This window comes from Trebonia sp., from assembly GCF_030042015.1.
Classification (GTDB): domain Bacteria; phylum Actinomycetota; class Actinomycetes; order Streptosporangiales; family Streptosporangiaceae; genus Trebonia.
In genome coordinates, this window is record NZ_JASIAL010000535.1 from 1 (window position 1) to 21,552 (window position 21,552).

Genomic DNA, 21,552 nt, shown 5'->3' on the forward strand with positions numbered 1-21,552 from the left:
TCGGCGACACCATCGAGCGGGACACGCTGTTGCGCAAGCTGGTCGGCATGCAGTACACGAGGAACGACCTGGCCTTCACGCGGGGCACCTTCCGGGTGCGCGGCGACACGATCGAAGTCATCCCGATGTACGAGGAACTAGCCATTCGCATCGAGATGTTCGGCGACGAGATCGAGCGGCTGATGACGCTGCACCCGCTGACCGGCGAGGTGATCAGCGAGGACACCGAGCTGTACATCTTCCCCGCCTCGCACTACGTGGCCGGCCCGACGCGCATGGAGCGCGCGATCAACGGCATCGAGGCCGAGCTGGCCACCCGGCTCGGCGAGCTCGAACGCGAGGACAAGCTGCTCGAGGCGCAGCGGCTGCGCATGCGGACCACCTACGACGTCGAGATGATGCGCCAGGTCGGCAGCTGCTCCGGCATCGAGAACTACTCGCGGCACATCGACGGCCGCGAGGCGGGGAGCCCGCCCAACACGCTGCTCGATTACTTCCCCGAGGACTTCCTCCTGGTGATCGACGAGTCGCACGTGACCGTCCCGCAGATCGGCGCGATGTACGAGGGGGACGTGTCCCGCAAGCGGGTGCTGGTCGAGCACGGCTTCCGCCTGCCGAGCGCGATCGACAACCGTCCGCTGACCTGGGACGAGTTCCTCGACAGGATCGGGCAGACGATCTACCTGTCGGCCACTCCCGGGCCGTACGAGCTGCAGCGGGTCGCCGGCGACGTCGTCGAGCAGGTGATCAGGCCGACCGGTCTGGTCGACCCCGAGGTCGTCATCAAGCCGACCAAGGGGCAGATTGACGACCTCCTGCACGAGATCAGGCAGCGGGCCGAGCGCGACGAGCGGATCCTCGTCACCACGCTGACCAAGCGGATGGCCGAGGACCTGACCGACTACCTGCTCGAGAACGGCGTCCGGGCCAGGTACCTGCACAGCGAGGTCGACACGCTGCGCCGGGTCGAGCTGCTCCGCGAGCTGCGGCTCGGCGAGTACGACGTGCTTGTCGGGATCAACCTGCTCCGCGAGGGCCTCGACCTGCCCGAGGTGTCGCTGGTCGCGATCCTGGACGCGGACAAGGAAGGCTTCCTGCGCTCGGGCACCTCGCTCATCCAGACGATCGGCCGGGCGGCGCGCAACGTCTCAGGCGAGGTGCACATGTACGCGGACAAGGTCACGCCGTCCATGCGGCTGGCGATCGACGAGACCAACCGGCGCCGCGACAAGCAGATCGCCTACAACGCCGCCAACGGCGTGGACCCGCAGCCGCTGCGCAAGCGCATCGCCGACATCCTCGACCAGATCATCCGCGAGGACGCCGACACCGAGCAGCTCATCGGCGGCGGCGGCCGCCAGCAGTCCCGCGGCAAGTCACCGGTTCCCGGGCTGTCGTCCCGGGCGCGCGCGGCGGCACGCGGCGCGGGCGCGCTGGCCGGCGCCGACCAGGCTGGGAGCGCCGGCGCGGCGCGCGGGGACCTGGTCGCCCTCATTCAGGAGCTGACCGAGCAGATGCACGCGGCCGCCGCGGAGCTGCAATTCGAGGTCGCGGCCCGGCTGCGGGACGAGATCAAGGAGCTCAAGCACGAACTCCGCGGCATGCACGCGGCCGGCGTATAGCCGCGGGTTGTGGCGAGTCAGCGGGGTGTGCCCGCACCGGTAGAGTGCAGCAGGGAGCGAGACACTCCGGGTGCGGGGACGGCGGCCCGACATGCCCGACATGAGTGTGCTCCCGGAAAGGGCACTTCCGGGAGGTTAGCCATGCCGTGGGTGGTGCGCGATGCGGTGCGCGATATCAACCGCACGGTCGGCAGGCGCTGGCAGGCCATTGATCCCCTGCTGCCCGACCCCGCGTCGCTGCCCACCGGATGCGGGGCGCCGCTCGTCCTCAGCGGCGACCACGGCCGCCCTGCGGGGCTGGGCGTGTGCGTCCACCAGCGCATCCCGGCGGACTCGCTGAACCAGACCTGGGGCGCGGCCGACCGGTTCACGCTGGTCCCCCGGCTGGCGGGACAGGACGTCGCGGCGCCCACCGACCTGCTGCTGTCGCAATGGCGCGATCACCTGGCCGCCGCCGGCGCCGTCCGCGGCCTGGACACGTCGGCGACCGTCGTCTGGCCGAGCCTTGACATCACCGGCATCAGGGCGCTGCTGCGGCACGGGCTGCAGCCGCTGACGGTCGTCGCGGCCCGGGTGCGGCCGCACGACACCAACGGACCCCGGCCGCGGTCCGCACCGCGCGGCGCGCACGGCGTGACGATCCGGCTGGCCGGGCCAGCCGACGAGGAGCAGGTTGTCGACCTCGAGCTGCGGTTGATCAGGTACGACATGCACTTCGGCGGCCCGGTGTGGCGGGCAGCGACTCCCGGGCTGGTGCGCGAGGAGATCCGCGTGAGCCTCGCCAGGCCGCAGACCTGGACGTGGCTCGCCGAACGCGCCGGGCGCGCCGTTGGCCTCCTGGTAGGCCAGCCACCCCATGAGGCCGGCTGGATCGCGGGGATGACGTGCCTGTCCCCCGCGGCGTACCTGCAGACGATGTTCGTGGACCAGCAGGAGCGCGGCACGGGAATCGGCGCGGCGCTTGTCCGCTGCCTGCACGACCGCCTCGACGCCGACGGCGTCGCGGTCACGCTGCTGCACCACAGTCAGGTCAACCCGCTGTCCGCGCCCTTCTGGTACCGGATGGGCTACCGGCCGCTGTGGACGAGCTGGGAGGCCAGGCCCGCCAGCGCGCTACGCTAGCGCGCGGGAGACATGCCATGCCTGGACGCGCATCCAAAACCCCGGCCGGACGACAACTGGCCGAAACTGGATGAACGCTGATCACCGGCTGAGCGTAAGCTAATCGTTGTGCTGGTAAGCCTGACCGCCGCCCTCGTCGCCGCGCTGTTCTACGGGATAGCCTCGGTGATGCAGGCGGTTGCCGTCCGCGAGGCCAGTAACCGGGCGACCGAGGACGCCGCCGGGCGCGTCGACCCCGGCCTCGTCCCGCGGATGCTGCGCCAGTGGCGGTTCGTGGCCAGCCTGTGCCTGGACCTCCTCGGCTTCATCGCGCAGCTGATCGCGCTGCAGCGGCTGCCGCTGTTCGCGGTCCAGGCGATAGTGGCGGCCAACCTCGCGGTGATCGCGGTCGTGGCGTCGCTGATTATCGGGGTGGCGCTGTCCTGGCGTGAGTGGCTCGCGGTGGCGGGCGTCGTCGCCGGGGTCGGGCTGCTCGGAAGCTCGGCCGGGGCCGAGGGGGCAAGCGCGGCGGGGGCCGTGTTCAAGATCGCGCTGATCGTCGCCGTCGCGGGGCTGGCGATCTGCGGCGTTGTCGCCGCCCGGCTGCGCGATCCGGCGCGCACCCTGCTGCTCGGGGTGGTGGCCGGGCTCGGCTACGGCGTGCTCGGCATCGCGGCGCGGGTGCTCAACGGCTTCGAGCCGCTCACCCTGGTGCGAGATCCGGCCGCTTACGCGATCGCGGCCGCGGGCATCGTGTCGTTCGTCTTCTACGCCACGGCGCTTGAGGGCGGCAGCGTGACGGTCGCGACGGCGGCGGTCGTGCTGGCCGAGACACTCCCGCCCGCGATCATCGGGGTGGTATTCCTCGGCGACAAGACCAGGCCAGGGCTTGAGCCGGCCGCGGTGGCCGGCTTCCTGCTCGCGGTGACCAGCGCGCTCATGCTGGCGCGATTCGGCGAGGCGGAGCACGCCACCCGCGATAAAGCGCCCGGGTCCACCGCCGACGCGGCGGCAGGGCGCCATGAGCGGCCCCTGAACGTTAGAACTGAAGGTTAAGAAATGACTTACCGGCAAGCTACCAGGTCACCTAGCTGCGGCGTGTTATCCTGGGGGCCCGTGGACCGGCAGCTTTCGCCGTACCTCTCTGACCACGGGAGCCCCATCTTGGCCGCTTCAACGACTCAGTCCAAGCTAGCCACGTCAAAGCAAGCTGAGACCAAGCACCTCTTCGTCACCGGCGGCGTAGCCTCGAGCCTCGGCAAGGGCCTGACCGCTTCCAGCCTCGGCCGGCTGCTCAGGATGCGCGGCCTGCGGGTTTCGATGCAAAAGCTGGACCCCTACCTCAACGTCGACCCAGGAACGATGAACCCGTTCCAGCACGGCGAGGTCTTCGTCACCGACGACGGCACAGAGACTGACCTGGATGTGGGCCACTACGAGCGCTTCCTGGACACCAGGCTGCGCGGCGAGGCGAACGTGACCACGGGCCAGGTCTACTCAAGCGTGATCGCAAAAGAGCGCCGCGGTGACTACCTCGGCGACACCGTGCAGGTCATCCCGCACATCACCAACGAGATCAAGGCCCGCATCCTCAAGATGGGCGGCCCCGACGTCGACGTGGTCATCACCGAGGTCGGCGGCACCGTCGGCGACATCGAAAGCCTGCCCTTCCTGGAGGCGATCCGCCAGATCAGGCACGAGATCGGGCGGGACCGCTGCTTTTCCCTGCACGTCTCGCTGCTGCCCTACATCGGGCCGAGCGGGGAGCTGAAGACCAAGCCAACGCAGCACTCCGTGGCCGCGCTGCGGTCCATCGGCATCCAGCCGGACGCCATCGTCGCCAGGTCCGACCGCCCGATCAGCGACGGCCTGAAGCGCAAGATCAGCCTGATGTGCGACGTGGACGAGGAGGCCGTCGTCTCCACCCCGGACGCGCCCTCCATCTACGACATCCCGAAAGTCCTGCACGCCGAGGGCCTGGACGCCTATGTCGTACGCCGCCTGCGGCTGCCCTTTCACGACGTGGACTGGAGCGAGTGGGACGACCTCCTGCGCCGGGTGCACCGGCCGGCGCGGTCGATCACCATCGCGCTGGTCGGCAAGTACGTGGACCTGCCCGACGCGTACCTGTCCCCGGCCGAGGCGCTGCGGGCCGGCGGCTTCGCCAACGACGCGAAGGTGACGATCCGCTGGGTGACCAGCGACGACTGCGAGGACCCCGACGACGCGGCGGGCCAGCTCGACGGCGTGGACGGGGTGCTCATCCCCGGCGGCTTCGGGGTGCGCGGCATCGAGGGCAAGATCGGCGCGATCCGGTACGCGCGCGAGCACAAGATCCCTGTGCTCGGGCTCTGCCTCGGCCTGCAGTGCGCCGTGATCGAGGTCGCCAGGCACCTGGCGAACCTGCCTGAGGCCAACAGCGCCGAGTTCGACCCGCGGACACCGGACCCGGTGATCGCGACGATGGCCGACCAGGAGGACGTGGTCGCGGGCGAGCGGGACATGGGCGGCACGATGCGGCTCGGCCTCTACCCGGCGAGCCTGCGGCCAGGCACGCTCGTCAGCGAGCTGTACGGCGGCGCGGCCATCGTCGAGGAGCGGCACCGGCACCGGTACGAGGTCAACAATGGCTACCGGGACAGGCTCGAGAAAGCGGGGCTGGTTTTCTCCGGCCTTTCGCCCGACGGCCGCCTCGTGGAATTCATCGAGCTGAAGCGGGACGCGCACCCGTTTTTCTTGGCGACCCAGGCGCACCCCGAGTTCCTGTCCAGGCCGACCAGGCCGCACCCGCTGTTCTCCGGGCTGATCGCCGCCGCGCTGGCCCGCTCGCGCGCGGGCGAGGCGGGCGCACGGGCGGTGGCGTCCGCGTGAGCGCCGCGTTCGAGGATGCCGCGGAAAGCTGGCCGGTGGTCTCCACCGATGAGCAGCTAAGGAACTGGCTGCTCACCGTACGGACCGATAAGGTCCGCATGCCCGACAATCACTACGCAGAACGGACCGTCGTGACTCACCCGGGCGCCGTCGCTGTGCTCGCGCTTGACGATGACCAGCGCGTGCTGATGATCAGGCAGTTCCGCCACCCGGTGGGGCACCTGCTGTGGGAGATACCGGCCGGCCTGCGGGACGCCGCCGGGGAGTCGCCGTTGCAGACCGCGCGGCGCGAATTGCTTGAGGAGACCGGATACCGCGCGCGGGAATGGCACACTCTCGTCGACTGCTTCACCTCCCCGGGGTTTACCACCGAGCGGATCAGGATCTTTCTGGCGCGCGGCCTCGAGCGGGCCGACGACCCCCGCGGCGGTCACGAGCCGGAGTACGAGGAGAAATTCATCGTCACCGGCTGGCTTCCGCTGGCCGACGGCGTGCGCCTCGCGCTGGCCGGCAAACTCCACAACAGCGCAGCTATCACCGGCATTCTTGCGGGGTATGCTGCCAGCTCAGATGGGTTTTCCGGACTTCGCCCGGCGACCGCGGAAGAGACTTAGGGGGGCCGCCGGGGCGCGAGCAGAATCGAGGATCTCATGAAGGTCGGCGTCCCCCGCGAAGTCAAGAACCACGAGTACCGGGTGGCGATCACCCCGGCAGGCGTGCACGAGCTGGTCCGAGACGGCCACGAGGTGTTTGTCGAGGTCGCCGCCGGGCAGGGGTCGCTGTTGCCTGACGAGGACTTCACCGCCGCCGGGGCGAAGATCCTCAAGACCGCCGACGACGTATGGGGGACGGCGGACCTGATTCTCAAGGTCAAGGAGCCGGTCACCGAAGAGTACCCGCGCATGCGCCCAGGACAGGTCCTCTTCACCTACCTGCACCTGGCCGCGTCCCGGGAGTGCACAGACGCGCTGCTGTCCCGTGGCGTCACCTCGATCGCCTACGAGACCGTGCAGCTTGCGGACGGCTCGCTGCCGCTGCTCGCCCCGATGTCCGAGGTCGCGGGCCGGATGGCGCCGCAGGTCGGCGCGCACCACCTGCAGCGCGACGGAGGCGGCCGCGGCGTCCTGATGGGCGGCGTGTCCGGCGTGTACGCGGCGAAGGTCGTGGTGATCGGGGCCGGGGTCTCAGGGATGAACGCGGCGGCGATCTCGCTCGGCATGCAGGCCGAGGTCCTGCTGCTCGACAGGAACGTCGCACGGCTGCGCAGCGCGGACGCGATCTACCAGGGGCACTGCCAGACCGTGACGTCCAACGCCTACGAGATCGAGCGGGCGGTCATCGACGCCGACCTGGTGATCGGCGCGGTGCTCGTGCCGGGCGCGAAGGCGCCCAAGCTGGTCAGCAACGAGCTGGTGTCGCGCATGCTGCCCGGCTCCGTGCTCGTCGACATCTCGATCGACCAGGGCGGCTGCTTCGAGGACTCGCGCCCGACGACCCACGCCGAGCCGACGTACCGGGTGCACGACTCGCTGTTCTACTGCGTCGCGAACATGCCGGGCGCGGTGCCGCACACCTCCACGTACGCGCTCACCAACGTCACGGTGCCGTACGCGGTGGAGATCGCCAACCGCGGCTGGCGCGACGCGCTGCGCGCCGACCCGGCGCTCGCCCTCGGCCTGAACACCTACGAGGGCGCGGTCACGTGCGCCCCGGTCGCCGAAGCGCACAATCTCCCGTACACCCCAACAGCGGCGGTCCTCGCCTGACCATCCCCGCCGAACGCGCCGGCCCCCACGAGCCTCACAACTCACCCGTCCCGTGCCGCCCGTCCCCTGCCGCCGCCCGCCCCTGCCCGGCCACTCCACAAACGTCACATCCACCACATGTGCCCACTTCGCACACTCCTTGCATGGACAAACCGGGCATTCCGGGCGCTAAAAGGTCACAGAGTGTGCAAAGTCGCACTCGCGGGACTCCCCGGGGCGTAAGGGACCTCCAACCGCGCCCGTTGTGTCTCCAGGCCTTACGATCGCTTCGTGATCAGCGTCGCCGGCGCGGTGCGCGAGTACCTGCAGTACCTCGTCGTGGAGCGCGGGCTGGCGGCGAACACCGTCGAGTCCTACCGCCGGGACCTGCGGCGGTATGCGGACCTGCTGGCCGCGCACGGCAAGGACGCGCTCGGCGACGTGGTCACCGCGGACGTCGCCGCATTCCTCGGCGCGCTGCGGATGGGGGATGCGGAACACCCGCCGCTGGCCGTGAGTTCGGCGGGCCGGGCGGTGGTCGCTGTCCGCGGGCTGCACGCTTTCGCGCTCGCGCAGGGGATGTGCGCCGACGACCCGGCTCGCGGCGTCGCGCCGCCCGCGCCGCCCAGGCGGCTCCCGAAGGCGATCAGCGTCGGCGAGGTGGAGCGACTGCTCGAGGCGGCGGGATCGACCGAGGATCCCGATCCGCGGGTGCTGCGGGATCGTGCGCTCCTTGAGTTCCTGTACGGGACCGGCGCCCGCATCTCCGAGGCGGTCGGCCTGGACATCGACGACCTCGACCTCGCCGCCGACCCCGAGGTGCTGCTGTCCGGCAAGGGCGGCAAGCAGCGGTTCGTTCCCGTGGGCAGCTACGCCGCCCGCGCGCTTGCGGCGTACCTGGTCCGCGGCCGTCCCGCGCTGGCCGCCGCGGCCAGGAGAAAGGCGACGCCGGCGGTGTTCCTGAACGCCCGCGGCGGCCGGCTCACTCGGCAGGGAGCGTGGGGCGTGCTGGGGGAAGCGGCGGACCGCTGCGCAATATCGGGGGTCTCCCCGCATACTCTGCGGCACAGTTTTGCCACCCACCTGCTTGATGGCGGTGCCGATATCCGGGTCGTGCAGGAATTGCTCGGACATGCCTCGGTCACGACCACACAGGTCTACACTCTGGTGACGGTGGACAAGCTCAGAGAGGTCTACGCCGCCGCGCACCCGAGGGCACTCGGCTGACCGTAACGGGTAAATTATCCGGCGCTTACGGCGCGTTGGCTTGCCCCCGCCTATTGCGGGGCCTAGAGTCCCGAACTGTTCGCGACCTCTAGCCGCGGGAGGATCTTACTGGTGGCCGCATCTCGCGTAATAGAGCTTCTACCAGGGGACATAGGGCCGACGGGACGTCCGCTGCCCGCGTTCCCTGACCCCAAGCCGCTGACCGAGCACGGCCCGGCGCGCATCGTCGCGATCTGCAACCAGAAGGGCGGCGTCGGGAAGACCACGACGACCATCAACCTCGGCGCGGCCCTCGCCGAGCAGGGGCGGCGGCTGCTGCTCGTGGACTTCGACCCGCAGGGCGCGCTGTCCGTCGGGCTCGGCATCCAGCCGCACGACATCGACAGCACCGTGTACAACCTGCTGATGGAGCGGGACGTGCAGGCGCGCGATGTGCTCTTCAAGACCAGCGTCGAGGGCATGGACCTGCTGCCAAGTAACATCGACCTGTCCGGCGCAGAGGTGCAGCTGGTACACGAGGTCGGCCGCGAATTCGTGCTCGGCGGCACGCTCAAATCCGTCGTGCCGGACTACGACCACATCCTGATCGACTGCCAGCCGTCGCTCGGCCTGCTGACGATCAATGCGCTCGCGTGCGCTGACAGCGTGCTTATCCCGCTGGAATGCGAGTACTTCGCGATGCGCGGCGTGGCCCTGCTCATGGAGACCATCGACAAGGTGCAGCAGCGGCTCAATCCGAAACTCGTGATCGATGGTCTCTTGGGCACCATGTATGACTCTCGTACCTTGCACACCAGGGAAGTGCTCGGCAGCATCGTAAATGGCTTTGGTGACAAGGTTTTTCATACGGTGATCAACCGCACAGTGCGGTTCCCGGACGCTACCGTTGCAGGTGAGCCCATTACGAGCTTTGACTCCGCGTCGATGGGGGCTAGTTCCTACCGTGAGCTCGCCAAGGAGGTACTAGAGCGGTGGCGGCAGGCAGGGGACGGTCACGCCGGGTAAGCATTCCCGGGGTCGCGGAACTCCTGCGCCCCGCCGCGCCTGGTCCAGTCGCCTCAGATGAACGCCAAGCGACTGGCAGGGAAAAGCACGATCAGAAGATTACCGTCTACCTGTCGGCGGCCGAGCTGCTCGATGTGGAGCAGGCACGGCTCGCGCTCCGCCGGTACGGGTTCGTGATCGACCGCGGTCGCCTGGTCCGGGAGGCGATCGCCATCCTGCTCGCAGACCTCGACGCGCGGGGCAAGGACAGCCTGGTGGCCCGGCGCGTGCGCGCCAGCCTCGACGGGGGGACTGACGGGAGCCCGGTGCTCGGGCCCGGCCCGAACGGAGCGCCCGGGGCGCCCGGGGCGCCCGCCCCTAACGGGAGGGCGGCGGACGACGCCGCGAGTCCGCTACCGTCGTTAGCGTGGTGACGAGCGCAGGTGGCACGGTGACGGGCGATCCGGTGGCTGGCGAGGCGGGCGATGCGCCGCGCGGCGCGGGCGCCTTCGAGGTGCACCTGGACGTCTTCGAGGGGCCGTTCGATCTGCTGCTCGCGCTTATCTCCAAGCACAAGCTGGACATCACGGAGGTGGCGCTGTCCCGCGTCACCGACGAGTTCATCGCCTACATCGGCGAGCGCTCAGGCGGCTGGGACCTGGACCAGGTGAGCTACTTCCTCGTGGTCGCGGCCACGCTGCTCGACCTCAAGGCGGCGCGGCTGCTGCCGTCGGGTGAGGTGGAGGACGAGGAGGACCTGGCGCTGCTCGAGGCCAGGGACCTGCTGTTCGCCCGGCTGCTGCAATACCGCGCCTACAAGGAGGCGTCGGCCGTGTTCGCCGGGCGGATGGCAGCGGCCGCGCGGCGCTTCCCGCGCCGCGTGCCGCTTGAGCCGCGATTTGCCGAACTGCTCCCTGAGGTGCTGTTCACGATCGGCCCGCAGGAGTTCGCGGCGCTGGCCGCGCGGGCGATGACCCCCAAGGCGCCCCCGGTCGTGCCGACGGAACACATCCACGCGCCGTTCATCTCGGTCCAGGACCAGGCGGTGCTCCTCGCCGACCGGCTGCGCGGCCTGGGCCGGGCCAGCTTCCGACAGCTCACCGCGGGCGCGAGCGGGAACTACGAGGTCATCGCCTCCTTCCTCGCCCTGCTTGAGCTGTTCCGCGAGGAGATGGTCACATTCGACCAGGTGGCGCCGCTCGGCGAACTGTATGTGAGCTGGATCGGCGCCGACCGCGAGGTTGTGCTATCGGCGCCGGGAGCGGGTAGCGTCAAGGCACCGACGGAAAGCGAAGAAGACTACAGATGACCACCGACGTGACGGGGGAGCGCGCGGACTCCGGCGATGAGTCCGGCCCCGGCGGCGGCCCCAGCCTGCGCGCCTGCCTGGAGGCGATCCTGCTCGTCGCGGACGAGCCGGTACCCGAGGTGGTGCTCGCGCAGGTGCTCGAGCGGCCGCGGGACGAGGTAGCCGAGGGCCTGCGCGCACTGGCCGCGGAGTACACGGCCGACGGCCGGGGTTTCGACCTGCGCGAGATCGCGGGCGGCTGGCGCTTTTACACCCGGGAGGACTGCGCGCCGCTCGTGGAGCGTTTCGTCAGGGACGGCCAGGAGGTCCGGCTGACCCAGGCCGCGCTCGAGACGCTGGCGGTGATCGCCTACCGGCAGCCGGTCAGCCGGGCGCGGGTCTCGGCGGTGCGCGGGGTCAACTGCGACGGGGTGATCAGGACGCTGGTGCTGCGCGGGCTGGTCGAGGACTCGGGGACCGATCCGCAGACGGGCGCGATCCTGTACCGCACCACCGGCTATTTCCTTGAGCGGCTTGGCGTGGCGAGCCTGGACGACCTGCCCGACCTCGCGCCGTTCCTGCCGGAGAACATCGAGGACATCGAGGACCATGAGCGGACGCGGGCGTAACAGGCCTCCGGCCCGTCGCGGCTCGCGGGCGGCGGGACCGGCCTCGCGCGCACGCGGCGGTGGCTACCACGACCATGACGACGCGGACGACGACTGGGGCGGTCCCGAAGGCGAGCGCGACGACCTCACGGACGTGCCCGGCGGGGTCAGGCTGCAGAAGGTGCTCGCGGCGGCCGGCGTGGGCAGCCGACGGCAGTGCGAGGAGCTGATCGGCGCCGGGCGCGTCGAGGTGGACGGGCAGACCGTCCGCCGCTTCGGCGCCAGGGTGGATCCCGAGCACCAGGTGATCCGCGTCGACGGCAAGCGCATCCCCTCCCGGCAGGACGTGGTGTACCTGGCGTTCAACAAGCCGCCGAAGGTGATGACCGCGATGTCCGACGACCGCGGCCGGCGCACGATCACGGATTTCCTCGGCGACCATGCCGAGCGGCTGTTCCACGTGGGCAGGCTCGACTACGACACCGAAGGCCTGATGCTGCTCACCAACGACGGCGAACTTGCCCACCGGCTCGCCCACCCGAGCTACGAGGTCGCCAAGACCTACCTGGCGGACGTGCCTGGCCCGGTCCCGCGTGACCTGGGCCGGCGGCTGGCCACGGGCATCGAGCTCGAGGACGGGGTCGCCATCGCGGACGGGTTCCGGGTGCTCGAGCAGGCGGGCTCGCGCGCGCTCGTGGAGATCACGCTGCATGAGGGCCGCAAGCATATTGTCCGCCGGATGCTCGCCGAGGCGGGGCACCCGGTCTCCCGCCTGGTCCGCGTCAGCGTGGGCCCTGTCAGGCTGGGGAACCTGCGGCCGGGCGCGACCCGCGATCTCACCACCAGGGAAATCGGTGAGCTGTACGCCGCCGTCGGCCTGTAGCATGCGGACCGGGAAGAAACCGAGGAGTTGAGCACGTGACAGTCCGGGCCATTCGCGGGGCGATCCAGGTCGACGCCAACGACAGGGACGCCATCCTGGAGGGCACCGCGGAGCTCGTGTCCGCGGTGCTGAGCCGCAACGACCTGACCACCGACGACGTGATCAGCGTGCTGTTCACGATGACCCAGGACCTGACCGCCGAGTTTCCCGCGCTCGCCGCCCGCAAGCTCGGCTTTCACGCCGTGCCGCTCATCTGCGCGACCGAGATCCCCGTGCCCGGCGCGATGCCCCGCGTGGTGCGGTTGATGGCGCACGTGGAGACCGACCGTCCGCGCGCGGAGATCCAGCACGTGTACCTGCGTGGCGCCGCCGCGCTACGGCTGGACATCGCGCAGTGACCGACCCGGCGCCCGGCCGCTTGCTCGTCGCGGGGACCGGGCTGATCGGCACCTCGGTGGCCCTCGCGCTGCGGGAGCGCGGCGCGCAGGTGTGGCTGGCCGACGCGGACGAGGCGACCGCCAGGCTCGCGGCTGACCTGGGTGCCGGGACAGTGATCCCCGACCTGCGTGACGCCAAGGGGATCGCGGACGGGGCGGTGATCGCCGTGCCCCCCGCCGCTGTCGCGGCTACGCTCGCCCGCGCCCAGGACTGCGCGGTCGCGGACTGGTACACCGACGTCGCCAGCGTCAAGGCACTGCCTGTCACGCAGGCGCGAGCGCTCGGCTGCGAGCTGAGCAGCTACGTTCCCGGCCATCCGCTGGCCGGACGGGAACGGAGCGGTCCCGCTGCCGCGCGCGCCGACCTGTTCCTCGGCCGCACCTGGGCGCTGTGCCCGCTGCCTGAGACGTCACCCGACGCGCTTGCCGCGGTGACGGGGCTCGTCCTGGCCTGCGGCGCGGATCCGGTCCGCGCCGATCCGGCGACGCACGACCAGTGGGTTGCGCTTGTCTCGCACGCCCCGCACGTGGTGGCCGCCGCGATGGCGGCCCGGCTCGCCCCGTCCGCCGTCCCGGGCGACGCCCTGCGGCTGGCCGGGCAGGGGCTGCGCGACGTCACCAGGATCGCGGCGGGTGACAGCGCGCTCTGGACGCAGATCCTCACCGCCAACGCCGCGCCGGTCGCCGAGGTCATCGCCGCGGTCGCCGCGGACCTCGCCGCCGCCGCCCGGTCGCTCGCCCAGTCCGCGGCGTCGCCGGGCGCGCCGGCGGATGTGCCAGGCCTGCTCGAGCGCGGCCGGGCCGGCGCCGCGCGGATCCCCGGCAAGCATGGCGGCCAGCCGCGCAACTTCACCGCCGTCCAGGTGGTCATCGCCGACCGGCCCGGCGAACTGGCCAGGCTGTTCGACGCGGCTGGTGCCGCCGGGGTCAACATCGAGGACGTGCGGATCGAGCACTCGCCAGGGCTGCCCGTCGGCGTGGCGGAATTGTCGGTCCGCCCGGACGAGGCGACCACACTGCTCGACGCGATGGAAGCGGGCGGCTGGCCGGTGCGCCGCTGACCCCCGGCCGGCCGCCCCGATCGGCTGGGCGAGCAGACCCGGCGGAAAATGTGCGAAGCTTGACGCCTACAAGGAGGTCCGCATGAGTGACAGCGCACCGCGCAAAGCCGCGCAGGCAAACGCGAAGCAGGCCGACGCTGCGCAGGCCGGCGCGGAGGAGTCCCCAGCTGGGCAGGCCGACGGCGAGGAACCCTCAGGTGAGCAGGCCGCCACTGGGCGGGCCGACGCGAGGCAGGCTGAGGCAGGGCAGGCTGAGGCAGGGCAGGCCGGCGAGCACGCCGACGGCGCGGAGTCGAAGCCGGATCTCGACGAGGTCAAGCGCAAGTTCCGCGCGGCCCTGGACCGCAAGCGCGAAGTTCACGCGGAGGGATCGGGCAAGGGCGGACGTGACGCGGGCAAGATCCACGGGTCACACGGCCCGGCCTCCGGCCGCCGCTCTTTCCGGCGCAAGAGCGGCTAGCCCGCCCCGGCGGCGCGGGCGCCCGGCGGGCGCCCGGCGGACGCCGCCGAACCGTCGCCCGTACGGCCGGAAGAGGAGTTGCCCGGTACGGCCGGAAACAGCAGAGTTGCGGTCCCGGTACCATTTCGGGGTGGGAATCTCATCGCCGAGTCCGTTCGTCGTGGCCGTGGACGGACCGTCAGGGGCCGGCAAGTCGAGTACGTCGCGCGGTGTCGCGCGCGCGCTCGGCCTGAACTACCTGGACACGGGCGCCATGTACCGGGCGCTGACCTGGTGGCTGGTCTCCTGCGGCGCCGACACGGCCGACCAGGCGCGCGTGGCTGAGCTTGCGACGGTCCCGGCCATCGAGGTGAGCACGGACCCAGACGACCCGTGGACCCGCGTTGACGGCAGGGACGTCTCCGCCGACATCCGGACGACGGAGGTCTCCGCCAAGGTCAGCGAAGTCGCGCGCGTGCCGGAAGTAAGGCGGCACCTCATTGCCAAGCAGCGGGCCATCATCAAGGCCGCCGCCGCCGGCATCGTCGCCGAAGGCCGGGACATCGGCACGGTGGTCGCCCCGGACGCGCCGCTGAAGGTCTACCTGACCGCGGACAGCGGCGCCCGCGCGCAGCGCCGCGCGGCCGAGCACGGCGCCGCCGTCGACACGACCGAGGCGGACCAGGCCCGCCGCGACCGGCTGGACGCGGCGCAGTCGGCGAAGGCCGAGGACGCAGTGCTCATCGATGCCACCGACCTATCACTGCCAGCGGTGACCCAGATGATCACGGCGCTGGCCCGCGAGCGGACACAGCTCGCCTGCGCGGGGGAGAAAAGCAGGTGATTCGCAGCGGACCTGAGCCGGACGAGCCTGACGGCACGGCAGGCGCCCAGCCGGTGCTCGCGGTCGTCGGGCGGCCGAACGTCGGCAAGTCGACGCTGGTCAACCGCATCCTCGGCAGCCGGCAGGCCGTCGTGGAGGACGCGCCTGGCGTCACCAGGGACCGGGTCGCGTACGACGCCAACTGGCGCGGCCGGACGTTCACCGTGGTGGACACCGGCGGCTGGCAGGCGCGAGCCCAGGGCCTGTCGGCCCAGGTGGCCGAGCAGGCGAAGATCGCCGTCGAGCTGGCGGACGCGGTGCTGTTCGTGGTGGACGCGCGGGTCGGCGCCACGGACGAGGACGAGGCGGTCGCGGGCGTGCTGCGCAGGTCAGCCAAGCCGGTCGTGCTCGCGGCCAACAAGGTGGACGACGCCAGGAACGAGGCCGACGCGATGTCGCTGTGGTCGCTCGGCCTCGGCGAGCCGGTCATGGTCAGCGCGATGCACGGCCGGGGCAGCGGCGACCTGCTTGACATCGTGCTTGACGCGCTGCCCGCGGCGCCCGCGCAGCGCGAGGCCGAGGCGGGCCCGCGCCGGGTGGCCCTGCTCGGCCGCCCGAACGTCGGCAAGTCCAGCCTGCTCAACAAGCTCGCCGGCGGGCAGCGCGCGGTGGTCGACCCGGTGGGGGGAACCACCAGGGACCCGGTGGACGAGCTCATCCAGCTCGGCGGCACCACCTGGCGGTTCGTGGACACGGCCGGGATCAGGCGGCGCTTCCGGGAGAGCCAGGGCGCCGACTACTACGCGGCGCTGCGCACGGCCGGCGCGCTCGACCGCGCCGAGGTCGCGGTCGTGCTCATCGACGCGAGCCAGCCGCTCACCGACCAGGACCTCCGGATCATCACGATGGTGATCGAGGCCGGGCGGGCACTGGTGATCGCCTACAACAAGTGGGACCTGACCGATGAGGAGCGGCGCCGCTACCTGGAGCGGGAAATCGACCGTCAGCTCTACGGCGCGCGCTGGGCGCCGCGGGTGAACGTCTCCGCCGCCACCGGACGCCACGTCGAGAAGCTGGTGCCGGCCATCGAGCAGGCGCTGGCCAGCTGGGAGCAGCGGGTGTCAACCGGGCAGCTGAACGCGTGGCTGAACCAGCTGGTGGCGGCCACGCCGCCGCCGATGCGCGGCGGCCGCCAGCCGAGGATCCTGTTCGCCACCCAGGCGGGAACAAAGCCGCCGCACTTCGTCCTGTTCACCACCGGGTTTCTCGAGGAAACCTACCGGCGGTTCATCGAGCGGCGGCTCCGCGAGGAGTTCGGCTTCGAGGGCACCCCGATCAAGGTGTCCATGCGGCTGCGGGAAAAGCGCGGCAAAGGCGGCAAACCCGGTGCCGGCAGGCCCGCCAGGCCCCCCGCCCGCCGCTCCTGACGGCGACGTGGCGGGCGCTTCGGCAGCCGCCCCGGTCCGTTCGGGATAATCGGTTTTCATGCTTTCGACCGAGCAGCTCATCGAGCTGGACAGACGCCGTGTCTGGCATCCGTACGCGCCGATGCCCGGCACCCAGCAGCCGCTGGTCGTGGAATCCGCGCGCGGGGTGCGGCTCAGGCTGGCCGACGGGCGCGAGCTGATCGACGGGATGTCGTCGTGGTGGGCGGCGATCCACGGCTACGCGCATCCGGCCCTGGACAAGGCCGCGCGCGATCAGCTGGGGCGGATGAGCCACGTGATGTTCGGCGGGCTGACGCACGAGCCGGCCGTGGTGCTGTGCGACCGGCTCTCGGCGCTGGCACCGGACGGGCTAGAGCACGTGTTCCTCTGCGACTCCGGATCGGTCAGCGTCGAGATCGCGGTCAAGATGTGCCTGCAGTACTGGCGCTCTCGCGGGCACGCCGCGAAGCGGAAGCTGCTGACCTGGCGCGGCGGGTACCACGGCGACACGTTCATGGCGATGTCGGTGTGCGACCCCGAAGGCGGCATGCACCGGATGTGGGACGGCGTGCTGCCACCGCAGGTGTTCGCCGGGATGCCGCCGGCCGGCTTCGCCGCGGGCGTCGACCCGGCCTACGCGCAGGCGCTGCGCGCGCTGATCGAGGAGCACAAGGCCGAGCTGGCCGCCGTGATCGTGGAGCCCGTGGTGCAGGGGGCCGGCGGGATGCGCTTCCACGACCCTGGGTACCTGCGGGTGCTGCGCGAGGCATGCGACGCCAGCGGGGTGCTGCTGATCTTCGACGAGATCGCCACCGGCTTCGGCCGCAGCGGGGCGCTGTTCGCCGCCGGGCACGCCGGGAACGCCGGGAACGCCGGGGGCGCCGGGCACGCCGGGGGCGCCGGGAACGCCGGGGTGTCGCCCGACGTGATGTGCGTGGGGAAGTCGCTGACCGGCGGGTACCTGTCGCTGGCCGCCGTCCTGGCCACGAGCGAGGTCGCCCGCGGGATCGCCGCGGGCGAGCTGCCGGTGCTCGCCCACGGGCCGACGTTCATGGGGAACCCGCTGGCCTGCGCCGTGGCGAACGCGTCCCTCGACACGCTGCTCGGCGACGGCACGTACCCCCGGGGCTGGCAGGCCGAGGTGGCGCGGATCGCGGCCGGGCTGCGCACGGGGCTGGCCCCCGCCGCCGGGCTGCGGGGCGTTGCCGACGTGCGGGTGCTCGGCGCGATCGGCGTGGTGCAGCTCTCCCGGGACGTCGACGTGGCGGCGGCCACGGCGGCGGCGGTGCGGGCCGGCGTGTGGCTGCGGCCGTTCCGCGACCTGATCTACACGATGCCGCCCTACGTGACGGGGGACGACGACGTCGCGCGCATTTGCGCCGGCGTGCTGGCGGCGGTGCGGGCGGTGACGGAGGTGACGGAGGTGACGGCGCCCGCTGCCAACGGGTAGCCGTCAGGCGCGCTAGAGCCGTCAGGCGCGTCAAGGGCGCCGGGGGCGCCGGGGGCGCCAGGGGCGCCAGGGCCGCGGCCGTCACGCTGCTCCGCGACGGACAGGTGGAACCAGACCGTCGTGCCGGCCGGATCCCGCAGGTAGCCCCACTGCGCGGCGAGCTGCTGCACGAGGAACAGGCCATGGCCTTCGGCCGCGTACAGGTCGTTCTTGACCACGGGCGCGCCCGCGGAACCGTCGTCGATCACCTCGACGAGCACGCCGCCTGGCACCCCGATGACGACGATGGTGACCATGCCACCGGGAGCGCCCGAGTCCGTGTGCTGGATCGCGTTCGTGACCAGCTCAGACGTGAGTAAGGTCGCGGCGTCCGTGTCCATGCCCGGCAGCCCGGTGAGGGTGCGGACGATGAAGGCCCTAGTGCCCGAGACGTGCTCCGGGCTGCCGGGAACGGTGACGGAGCCCAGGATCGCGGCTCGCTGCCTCCTGCCGGACGTACGCTGGTGGCCTGTGGCGGGGGTGTCCATCTGCGCGCCCTCCCAAATTAGCGCATTCGGAATTCCGGAAGCCCAGGAGTGCTTCCGCCTCGTCTAGCTCATTTGTCCTGGCACCGGCCGCCGCCGTCCAAGGCTGGCCGCATGGAGCCACCCTTGGCCGGGCGCATAGGCCGATATAAAACAACTGTTCGAGATCCCTTTCTCCCGTCGATGCCGTGGTCGCAGCGGAGTCCATATGCCCGATTTACCGTTTTTGTTGATAATCGATGGCTCATGATTGCGCCGGCGTGCCGCGCTTGCGCCCGCACATATTAATGATCCGGCGCAAGCGCATGCGGCGCAAGTGCGTGGAGCAAGTTAAAATTATGAAATCGCGGATGCGATTTCATTCTTGATCATTGCGTTGTATCGTTCTGCCTGACAGGACAGGACTGTTCGCCCTGGTCTGGTCGGCGCTAATTCGCGACCAGGCCATGCCGTCGCGCTCGCTGAAGGAGATGGACCTCCGATGGCTACCGGCCCGACCGTCCGCAGGCGCAGGCTCGGCACCGAGCTCCGCAGGCTGCGGGACTCGAGCCGCTACAAGCTTGAGGAGGTGGCCGCCGCGCTCGGCGTCGCGCCGTCCACGCTGTCGCGCATCGAGACCGGCAAGGCGCCCACGAAGTCGGCGTACCTGAATCAGATGCTGGAGATGTACGGCGTCACGGACCCCGCGCAGCGGCAGGTCCTGGTCGACATGGCCCGCGAGGGGCACCGTAAGGGCTGGTGGGCGGCCTACGACGACGTGCTGCCGAGCGGGTTCGACATCTACGTCGGGCTTGAGGCGGAGACCGCGGGGATTCGCAGCTATGAGATCTCGGTCGTGCCGGGACTGCTGCAGACGGCCGACTACGCGCTGGCCGTCATCAGGGAGATGTTCCCCAGATACACGGCGGCGCAGATCGATCGCCTGGTGGACCTGCGGATGGCCAGGCAACAGCGATTGGATGACGAGCCGCCGCTCGAGCTCTGGGCGATTCTCGACGAGGCGGTGATCAGGCGGACGGTCGGCGGGCCTGCCGTCATGCGCAGGCAATTGAACCACCTGATCGCGGAGGCTAATAGGCCTGGCATCACGATGCAAATCCTGCCATTCGCCTGCGGCGCCCACGCGGGACACGGGGGATCCTTCTCGATTCTTGAATTTCCGGAACGGTCCGATTCCGAAGTTGGCTACGTGGAGTCAGTGGCAGGCCATATTTACCTGGAAAAGGACAGGGAGGTCCGGGCGCGCTCGGAGGCCTTCGACAGGCTCCGGGCGGCAGCGCTATCGCCGAGCGCTTCCGCTGACCTGATTTCACAGGCCGCCCGCGATCTGGTGTAAGCACGTGGCGATCCCGCCGCCACGCGAAATAAAGGATGGTCGGCTAAACAGAAAGGAATCGGATGGAAACGGATCTGAGCGACCTGCACTGGTTCAAGAGCAGCGCGAGTGCCGCGGGCAACTGCGTGGAGGTGGCGCACCTTCCCGGTGGCGGCGTCGCGGTTCGCGATTCCAAGGACCGCGGCAAGGCGCCGCACGTCTTCGCGCGGGCCGAGTGGGAAGCTTTCCTGGTCGGCGCCAAGAATGGCGAGTTCGACCTTCCGCTCGCCCGGTGACGTCCTGGTGGCCACGATGCTCAGCAATCTGCCAGGCCTCTTACTTACGGCCAGGCGCGCGGGACTTCCAGACCGGGGGGACAGCCAGACCGGGGGAGCACCGGATAAACCGGGGAAGAGAACAGGGAGACGACGGGTCCCCGCGCCGCACGGGGGCCCGTCGACATGTCAGCCGAATTCGCCGTCCTTGGCCCCGCCCACGAAGGCATCCCACTCCGGTGCCGAGAACACCAGCGCGGGCCCGGACGGGTGCCGTGAGTGCCGGACGGCTACCTGACCGTCGGCGAGAAACGCGACTTCGACGCAGTTTCCCCCGGTGGGACCGCTGCGGCTGCTCTTCACCCACCGCGCGCCGGTCGCCCTGCTGAGGTCCCTGGCGGACATTCCGTTGCTCACGTCACTCATCGCGCTTCGCCTCCAGTTCCCTGATGATCCCGTCGAGGATCTGCGGTGTCCGCTGCGGCTCGTGGGCCATGATGCTCAGCCGCTCCATCGCGAGCAGGTAGCGGTCTACTTCGGCCTGCTTGTCGAGGTAGAGCGCGCTGGTCAGGTTCTCCACGTAGACCACGTCGGGAAGGTCGCTGTCGGTGAACCGCAGAATGCTGAAGCCGCCAGGCGCCGCGTAGCCGCCCATCCCGTACGGGATGACCTGCAGGGTCAGCGCCGGGGTGCTGCTCTGCTTGCGCAGGTAGCTGAGCTGCTCGACCTGCACGTCGGGGCCGGCGACCGGGCGCCGCAGTGCCGCCTCGTCGACGATGACCCAGAGCTTCAGCTTGCCCTCGCGGAACCGCCGCTGCCGCTCCCTGCGGAGCACGACATGCCGCTCCGCATCCTCGACGGAGAAGTCGCCGAGCGACAGCACGGCGGTCGCGTACTCCTCGGTCTGCAGGAGGCCGGGGATGAACTGCGGCTCGTACACCCGGATCGACCGCGCCGCCTCTTCCATGCCGACGTACGCCTGGAACCACTCGGGCAGGATGTCGTGGTAGCGCTGCCACCAGCCGGGCCGGTTAGCCTGCTCGGCCAGGGTGAGCAGCTGCGAACGCTCGACGGGATCGGCGTCGTAGAGGTTCAGCAGGTCGAGCACGTCGATCTCGCGGATCGCGTTACGGCCGAGCTCGATACGGCTGATCTTGGACTCTGACGCCCGGATCGACGCGGCGGCCCGCCGCGCCGAGATGCCCTTGCTCTCCCGCAGCCGCCGCAGGTGGCCGCCAAGCAGGATGCGCAGGACCGTAGGTCCGTCGGAAGAGTCAGGCACGCCGGCCGACCTCCTCGTTGTCCGTTGCCACCCGGCACGGTTAATGTCCCCAAGAATTGCGCAATCGCGTCAGCGGGGCGGTTCCCGGGCGCCCCAATGGTATCGCGCACGTCATATCAGGTTAGCTCTCGAACCCGCGTCGCTCAATCTGAGCGTATACCTCTTCCTGGCCCGCCGGTGGCCCCGTTTG

23 protein-coding genes are annotated in these 21,552 nt (G+C 70.6%); 20 read left to right on the forward strand and 3 right to left on the reverse strand.

Features of this window, described 5'->3' with window-relative positions; translation table 11 throughout:
• From uvrB to Q1N79_RS28385, 18 genes are all read left to right on the forward strand, one after another.
• Positions 1–1,622: excinuclease ABC subunit UvrB (gene uvrB / locus Q1N79_RS28300; protein ID WP_300614112.1), on the forward strand; the 1,622-nt coding region annotated here is incomplete at its 5' end.
• A gap of 141 nt (positions 1,623–1,763) precedes the next feature.
• Positions 1,764–2,744, forward strand: a complete 981-nt coding sequence (locus Q1N79_RS28305) for a GNAT family N-acetyltransferase (RefSeq protein ID WP_300614113.1) — start codon at positions 1,764–1,766, stop codon at positions 2,742–2,744.
• 108 nt (positions 2,745–2,852) lie between these two features.
• Complete coding sequence (locus Q1N79_RS28310) at positions 2,853–3,779, forward strand: hypothetical protein (RefSeq protein ID WP_300614114.1); 927 nt, start codon at positions 2,853–2,855, stop codon at positions 3,777–3,779.
• A 108-nt stretch (positions 3,780–3,887) separates the two neighbouring features.
• On the forward strand, positions 3,888–5,594 hold the full coding sequence (locus Q1N79_RS28315) for a CTP synthase (protein WP_300614115.1): 1,707 nt from the start codon (positions 3,888–3,890) through the stop codon (positions 5,592–5,594).
• Positions 5,591–6,208 carry an NUDIX hydrolase gene (locus tag Q1N79_RS28320; protein WP_300614116.1) on the forward strand — a complete coding sequence of 206 codons (618 nt, stop codon included), beginning with the start codon at positions 5,591–5,593 and terminating at the stop codon, positions 6,206–6,208. The genes Q1N79_RS28315 and Q1N79_RS28320 overlap by 4 nt, the downstream gene beginning before the upstream one ends.
• A 36-nt stretch (positions 6,209–6,244) precedes the next feature.
• Positions 6,245–7,360, forward strand: coding sequence for an alanine dehydrogenase (gene ald / locus Q1N79_RS28325; protein ID WP_300614117.1), 1,116 nt, complete (start codon positions 6,245–6,247; stop codon positions 7,358–7,360).
• 270 nt (positions 7,361–7,630) lie between these two features.
• Positions 7,631–8,566: a tyrosine recombinase gene (locus tag Q1N79_RS28330; RefSeq protein WP_300614118.1), complete on the forward strand. Its 936-nt coding sequence runs from the start codon at positions 7,631–7,633 to the stop codon at positions 8,564–8,566.
• A 129-nt stretch (positions 8,567–8,695) separates the two neighbouring features.
• Positions 8,696–9,571 (forward strand): ParA family protein, encoded by an 876-nt coding sequence (locus tag Q1N79_RS28335; protein ID WP_300614158.1) that lies wholly within the window; start codon positions 8,696–8,698, stop codon positions 9,569–9,571.
• Positions 9,538–9,984 carry a cobyrinic acid a,c-diamide synthase gene (locus Q1N79_RS28340; RefSeq protein ID WP_300614119.1) on the forward strand — a complete coding sequence of 149 codons (447 nt, stop codon included), beginning with the start codon at positions 9,538–9,540 and terminating at the stop codon, positions 9,982–9,984. Before Q1N79_RS28335 ends, Q1N79_RS28340 begins: the two co-directional genes overlap by 34 nt.
• 32 nt (positions 9,985–10,016) lie before the next feature.
• Positions 10,017–10,859: a segregation/condensation protein A gene (locus Q1N79_RS28345; protein WP_300614159.1), complete on the forward strand. Its 843-nt coding sequence runs from the start codon at positions 10,017–10,019 to the stop codon at positions 10,857–10,859.
• Positions 10,856–11,467 carry an SMC-Scp complex subunit ScpB gene (gene scpB, locus Q1N79_RS28350; RefSeq protein WP_300614120.1) on the forward strand — a complete coding sequence of 204 codons (612 nt, stop codon included), beginning with the start codon at positions 10,856–10,858 and terminating at the stop codon, positions 11,465–11,467. The genes Q1N79_RS28345 and scpB overlap by 4 nt, the downstream gene beginning before the upstream one ends.
• Positions 11,448–12,329, forward strand: coding sequence for a pseudouridine synthase (locus tag Q1N79_RS28355; RefSeq protein WP_300614121.1), 882 nt, complete (start codon positions 11,448–11,450; stop codon positions 12,327–12,329). The genes scpB and Q1N79_RS28355 overlap by 20 nt, the downstream gene beginning before the upstream one ends.
• A 35-nt stretch (positions 12,330–12,364) precedes the next feature.
• The gene (gene aroH, locus Q1N79_RS28360) at positions 12,365–12,727 is read left to right on the forward strand and encodes a chorismate mutase (RefSeq protein WP_300614122.1); all 363 of its coding nucleotides are present in this window, start codon (positions 12,365–12,367) and stop codon (positions 12,725–12,727) included.
• A complete protein-coding gene (locus Q1N79_RS28365) occupies positions 12,724–13,827 on the forward strand; it encodes a prephenate dehydrogenase (RefSeq protein ID WP_300614124.1) in 1,104 nt (367 codons plus the stop codon). The genes aroH and Q1N79_RS28365 overlap by 4 nt, the downstream gene beginning before the upstream one ends.
• Before the next feature lie 82 nt (positions 13,828–13,909).
• The gene (locus Q1N79_RS28370; protein ID WP_300614126.1) at positions 13,910–14,287 is read left to right on the forward strand and encodes a DUF5302 domain-containing protein; all 378 of its coding nucleotides are present in this window, start codon (positions 13,910–13,912) and stop codon (positions 14,285–14,287) included.
• Positions 14,288–14,417: 130 nt separating this feature from the next.
• Positions 14,418–15,110, forward strand: coding sequence for a (d)CMP kinase (gene cmk / locus Q1N79_RS28375; RefSeq protein WP_300614127.1), 693 nt, complete (start codon positions 14,418–14,420; stop codon positions 15,108–15,110).
• Positions 15,107–16,516, forward strand: coding sequence for a ribosome biogenesis GTPase Der (der, locus tag Q1N79_RS28380; protein ID WP_300614129.1), 1,410 nt, complete (start codon positions 15,107–15,109; stop codon positions 16,514–16,516). Before cmk ends, der begins: the two co-directional genes overlap by 4 nt.
• Before the next feature lie 58 nt (positions 16,517–16,574).
• Positions 16,575–17,966 carry an adenosylmethionine--8-amino-7-oxononanoate transaminase gene (locus Q1N79_RS28385; protein ID WP_300614130.1) on the forward strand — a complete coding sequence of 464 codons (1,392 nt, stop codon included), beginning with the start codon at positions 16,575–16,577 and terminating at the stop codon, positions 17,964–17,966.
• On the opposite strand, the gene Q1N79_RS28390 is transcribed toward Q1N79_RS28385, so the two are convergent.
• A complete protein-coding gene (locus tag Q1N79_RS28390; protein ID WP_300614132.1) occupies positions 17,858–18,493 on the reverse strand; it encodes an ATP-binding protein in 636 nt (211 codons plus the stop codon). The genes Q1N79_RS28385 and Q1N79_RS28390 overlap by 109 nt on opposite strands.
• Positions 18,494–18,971: 478 nt before the next feature.
• Between Q1N79_RS28390 and Q1N79_RS28395 the strand changes: the two genes are divergently transcribed.
• A complete protein-coding gene (locus tag Q1N79_RS28395; protein WP_300614133.1) occupies positions 18,972–19,826 on the forward strand; it encodes a helix-turn-helix transcriptional regulator in 855 nt (284 codons plus the stop codon).
• Positions 19,827–19,888: 62 nt separating this feature from the next.
• On the forward strand, positions 19,889–20,101 hold the full coding sequence (locus Q1N79_RS28400; protein ID WP_300614134.1) for a DUF397 domain-containing protein: 213 nt from the start codon (positions 19,889–19,891) through the stop codon (positions 20,099–20,101).
• 168 nt (positions 20,102–20,269) lie between these two features.
• Here the strand turns inward: Q1N79_RS28400 and Q1N79_RS28405 are convergent, their stop codons facing one another.
• Both Q1N79_RS28405 and Q1N79_RS28410 read right to left on the reverse strand, forming a co-directional pair.
• On the reverse strand, positions 20,270–20,506 hold the full coding sequence (locus tag Q1N79_RS28405) for a DUF397 domain-containing protein (protein WP_300614135.1): 237 nt from the start codon (positions 20,504–20,506) through the stop codon (positions 20,270–20,272).
• A complete protein-coding gene (locus Q1N79_RS28410) occupies positions 20,499–21,362 on the reverse strand; it encodes a helix-turn-helix transcriptional regulator (protein WP_300614136.1) in 864 nt (287 codons plus the stop codon). Before Q1N79_RS28410 ends, Q1N79_RS28405 begins: the two co-directional genes overlap by 8 nt.
• Positions 21,363–21,552 lie beyond the last annotated feature (190 nt).

Bases quoted from the DNA above. Each gene is read 5' to 3' on its own strand.
- Q1N79_RS28405 (WP_300614135.1), bottom strand. From the start codon at position 20,506: ATGAGTGACGTGAGCAACGGAATGTCCGCCAGGGACCTCAGCAGGGCG.
- Q1N79_RS28385 (WP_300614130.1), top strand. From the start codon at position 16,575: ATGCTTTCGACCGAGCAGCTCATCGAGCTGGACAGACGCCGTGTCTGG.
- Q1N79_RS28400 (WP_300614134.1), top strand. From the start codon at position 19,889: ATGGAAACGGATCTGAGCGACCTGCACTGGTTCAAGAGCAGCGCGAGT.
- Q1N79_RS28395 (WP_300614133.1), top strand. From the start codon at position 18,972: ATGGCTACCGGCCCGACCGTCCGCAGGCGCAGGCTCGGCACCGAGCTC.
- Q1N79_RS28390 (WP_300614132.1), bottom strand. From the start codon at position 18,493: ATGGACACCCCCGCCACAGGCCACCAGCGTACGTCCGGCAGGAGGCAG.
- Q1N79_RS28370 (WP_300614126.1), top strand. From the start codon at position 13,910: ATGAGTGACAGCGCACCGCGCAAAGCCGCGCAGGCAAACGCGAAGCAG.
- scpB (WP_300614120.1), top strand. From the start codon at position 10,856: ATGACCACCGACGTGACGGGGGAGCGCGCGGACTCCGGCGATGAGTCC.
- Q1N79_RS28305 (WP_300614113.1), top strand. From the start codon at position 1,764: ATGCCGTGGGTGGTGCGCGATGCGGTGCGCGATATCAACCGCACGGTC.
- Q1N79_RS28355 (WP_300614121.1), top strand. From the start codon at position 11,448: ATGAGCGGACGCGGGCGTAACAGGCCTCCGGCCCGTCGCGGCTCGCGG.
- ald (WP_300614117.1), top strand. From the start codon at position 6,245: ATGAAGGTCGGCGTCCCCCGCGAAGTCAAGAACCACGAGTACCGGGTG.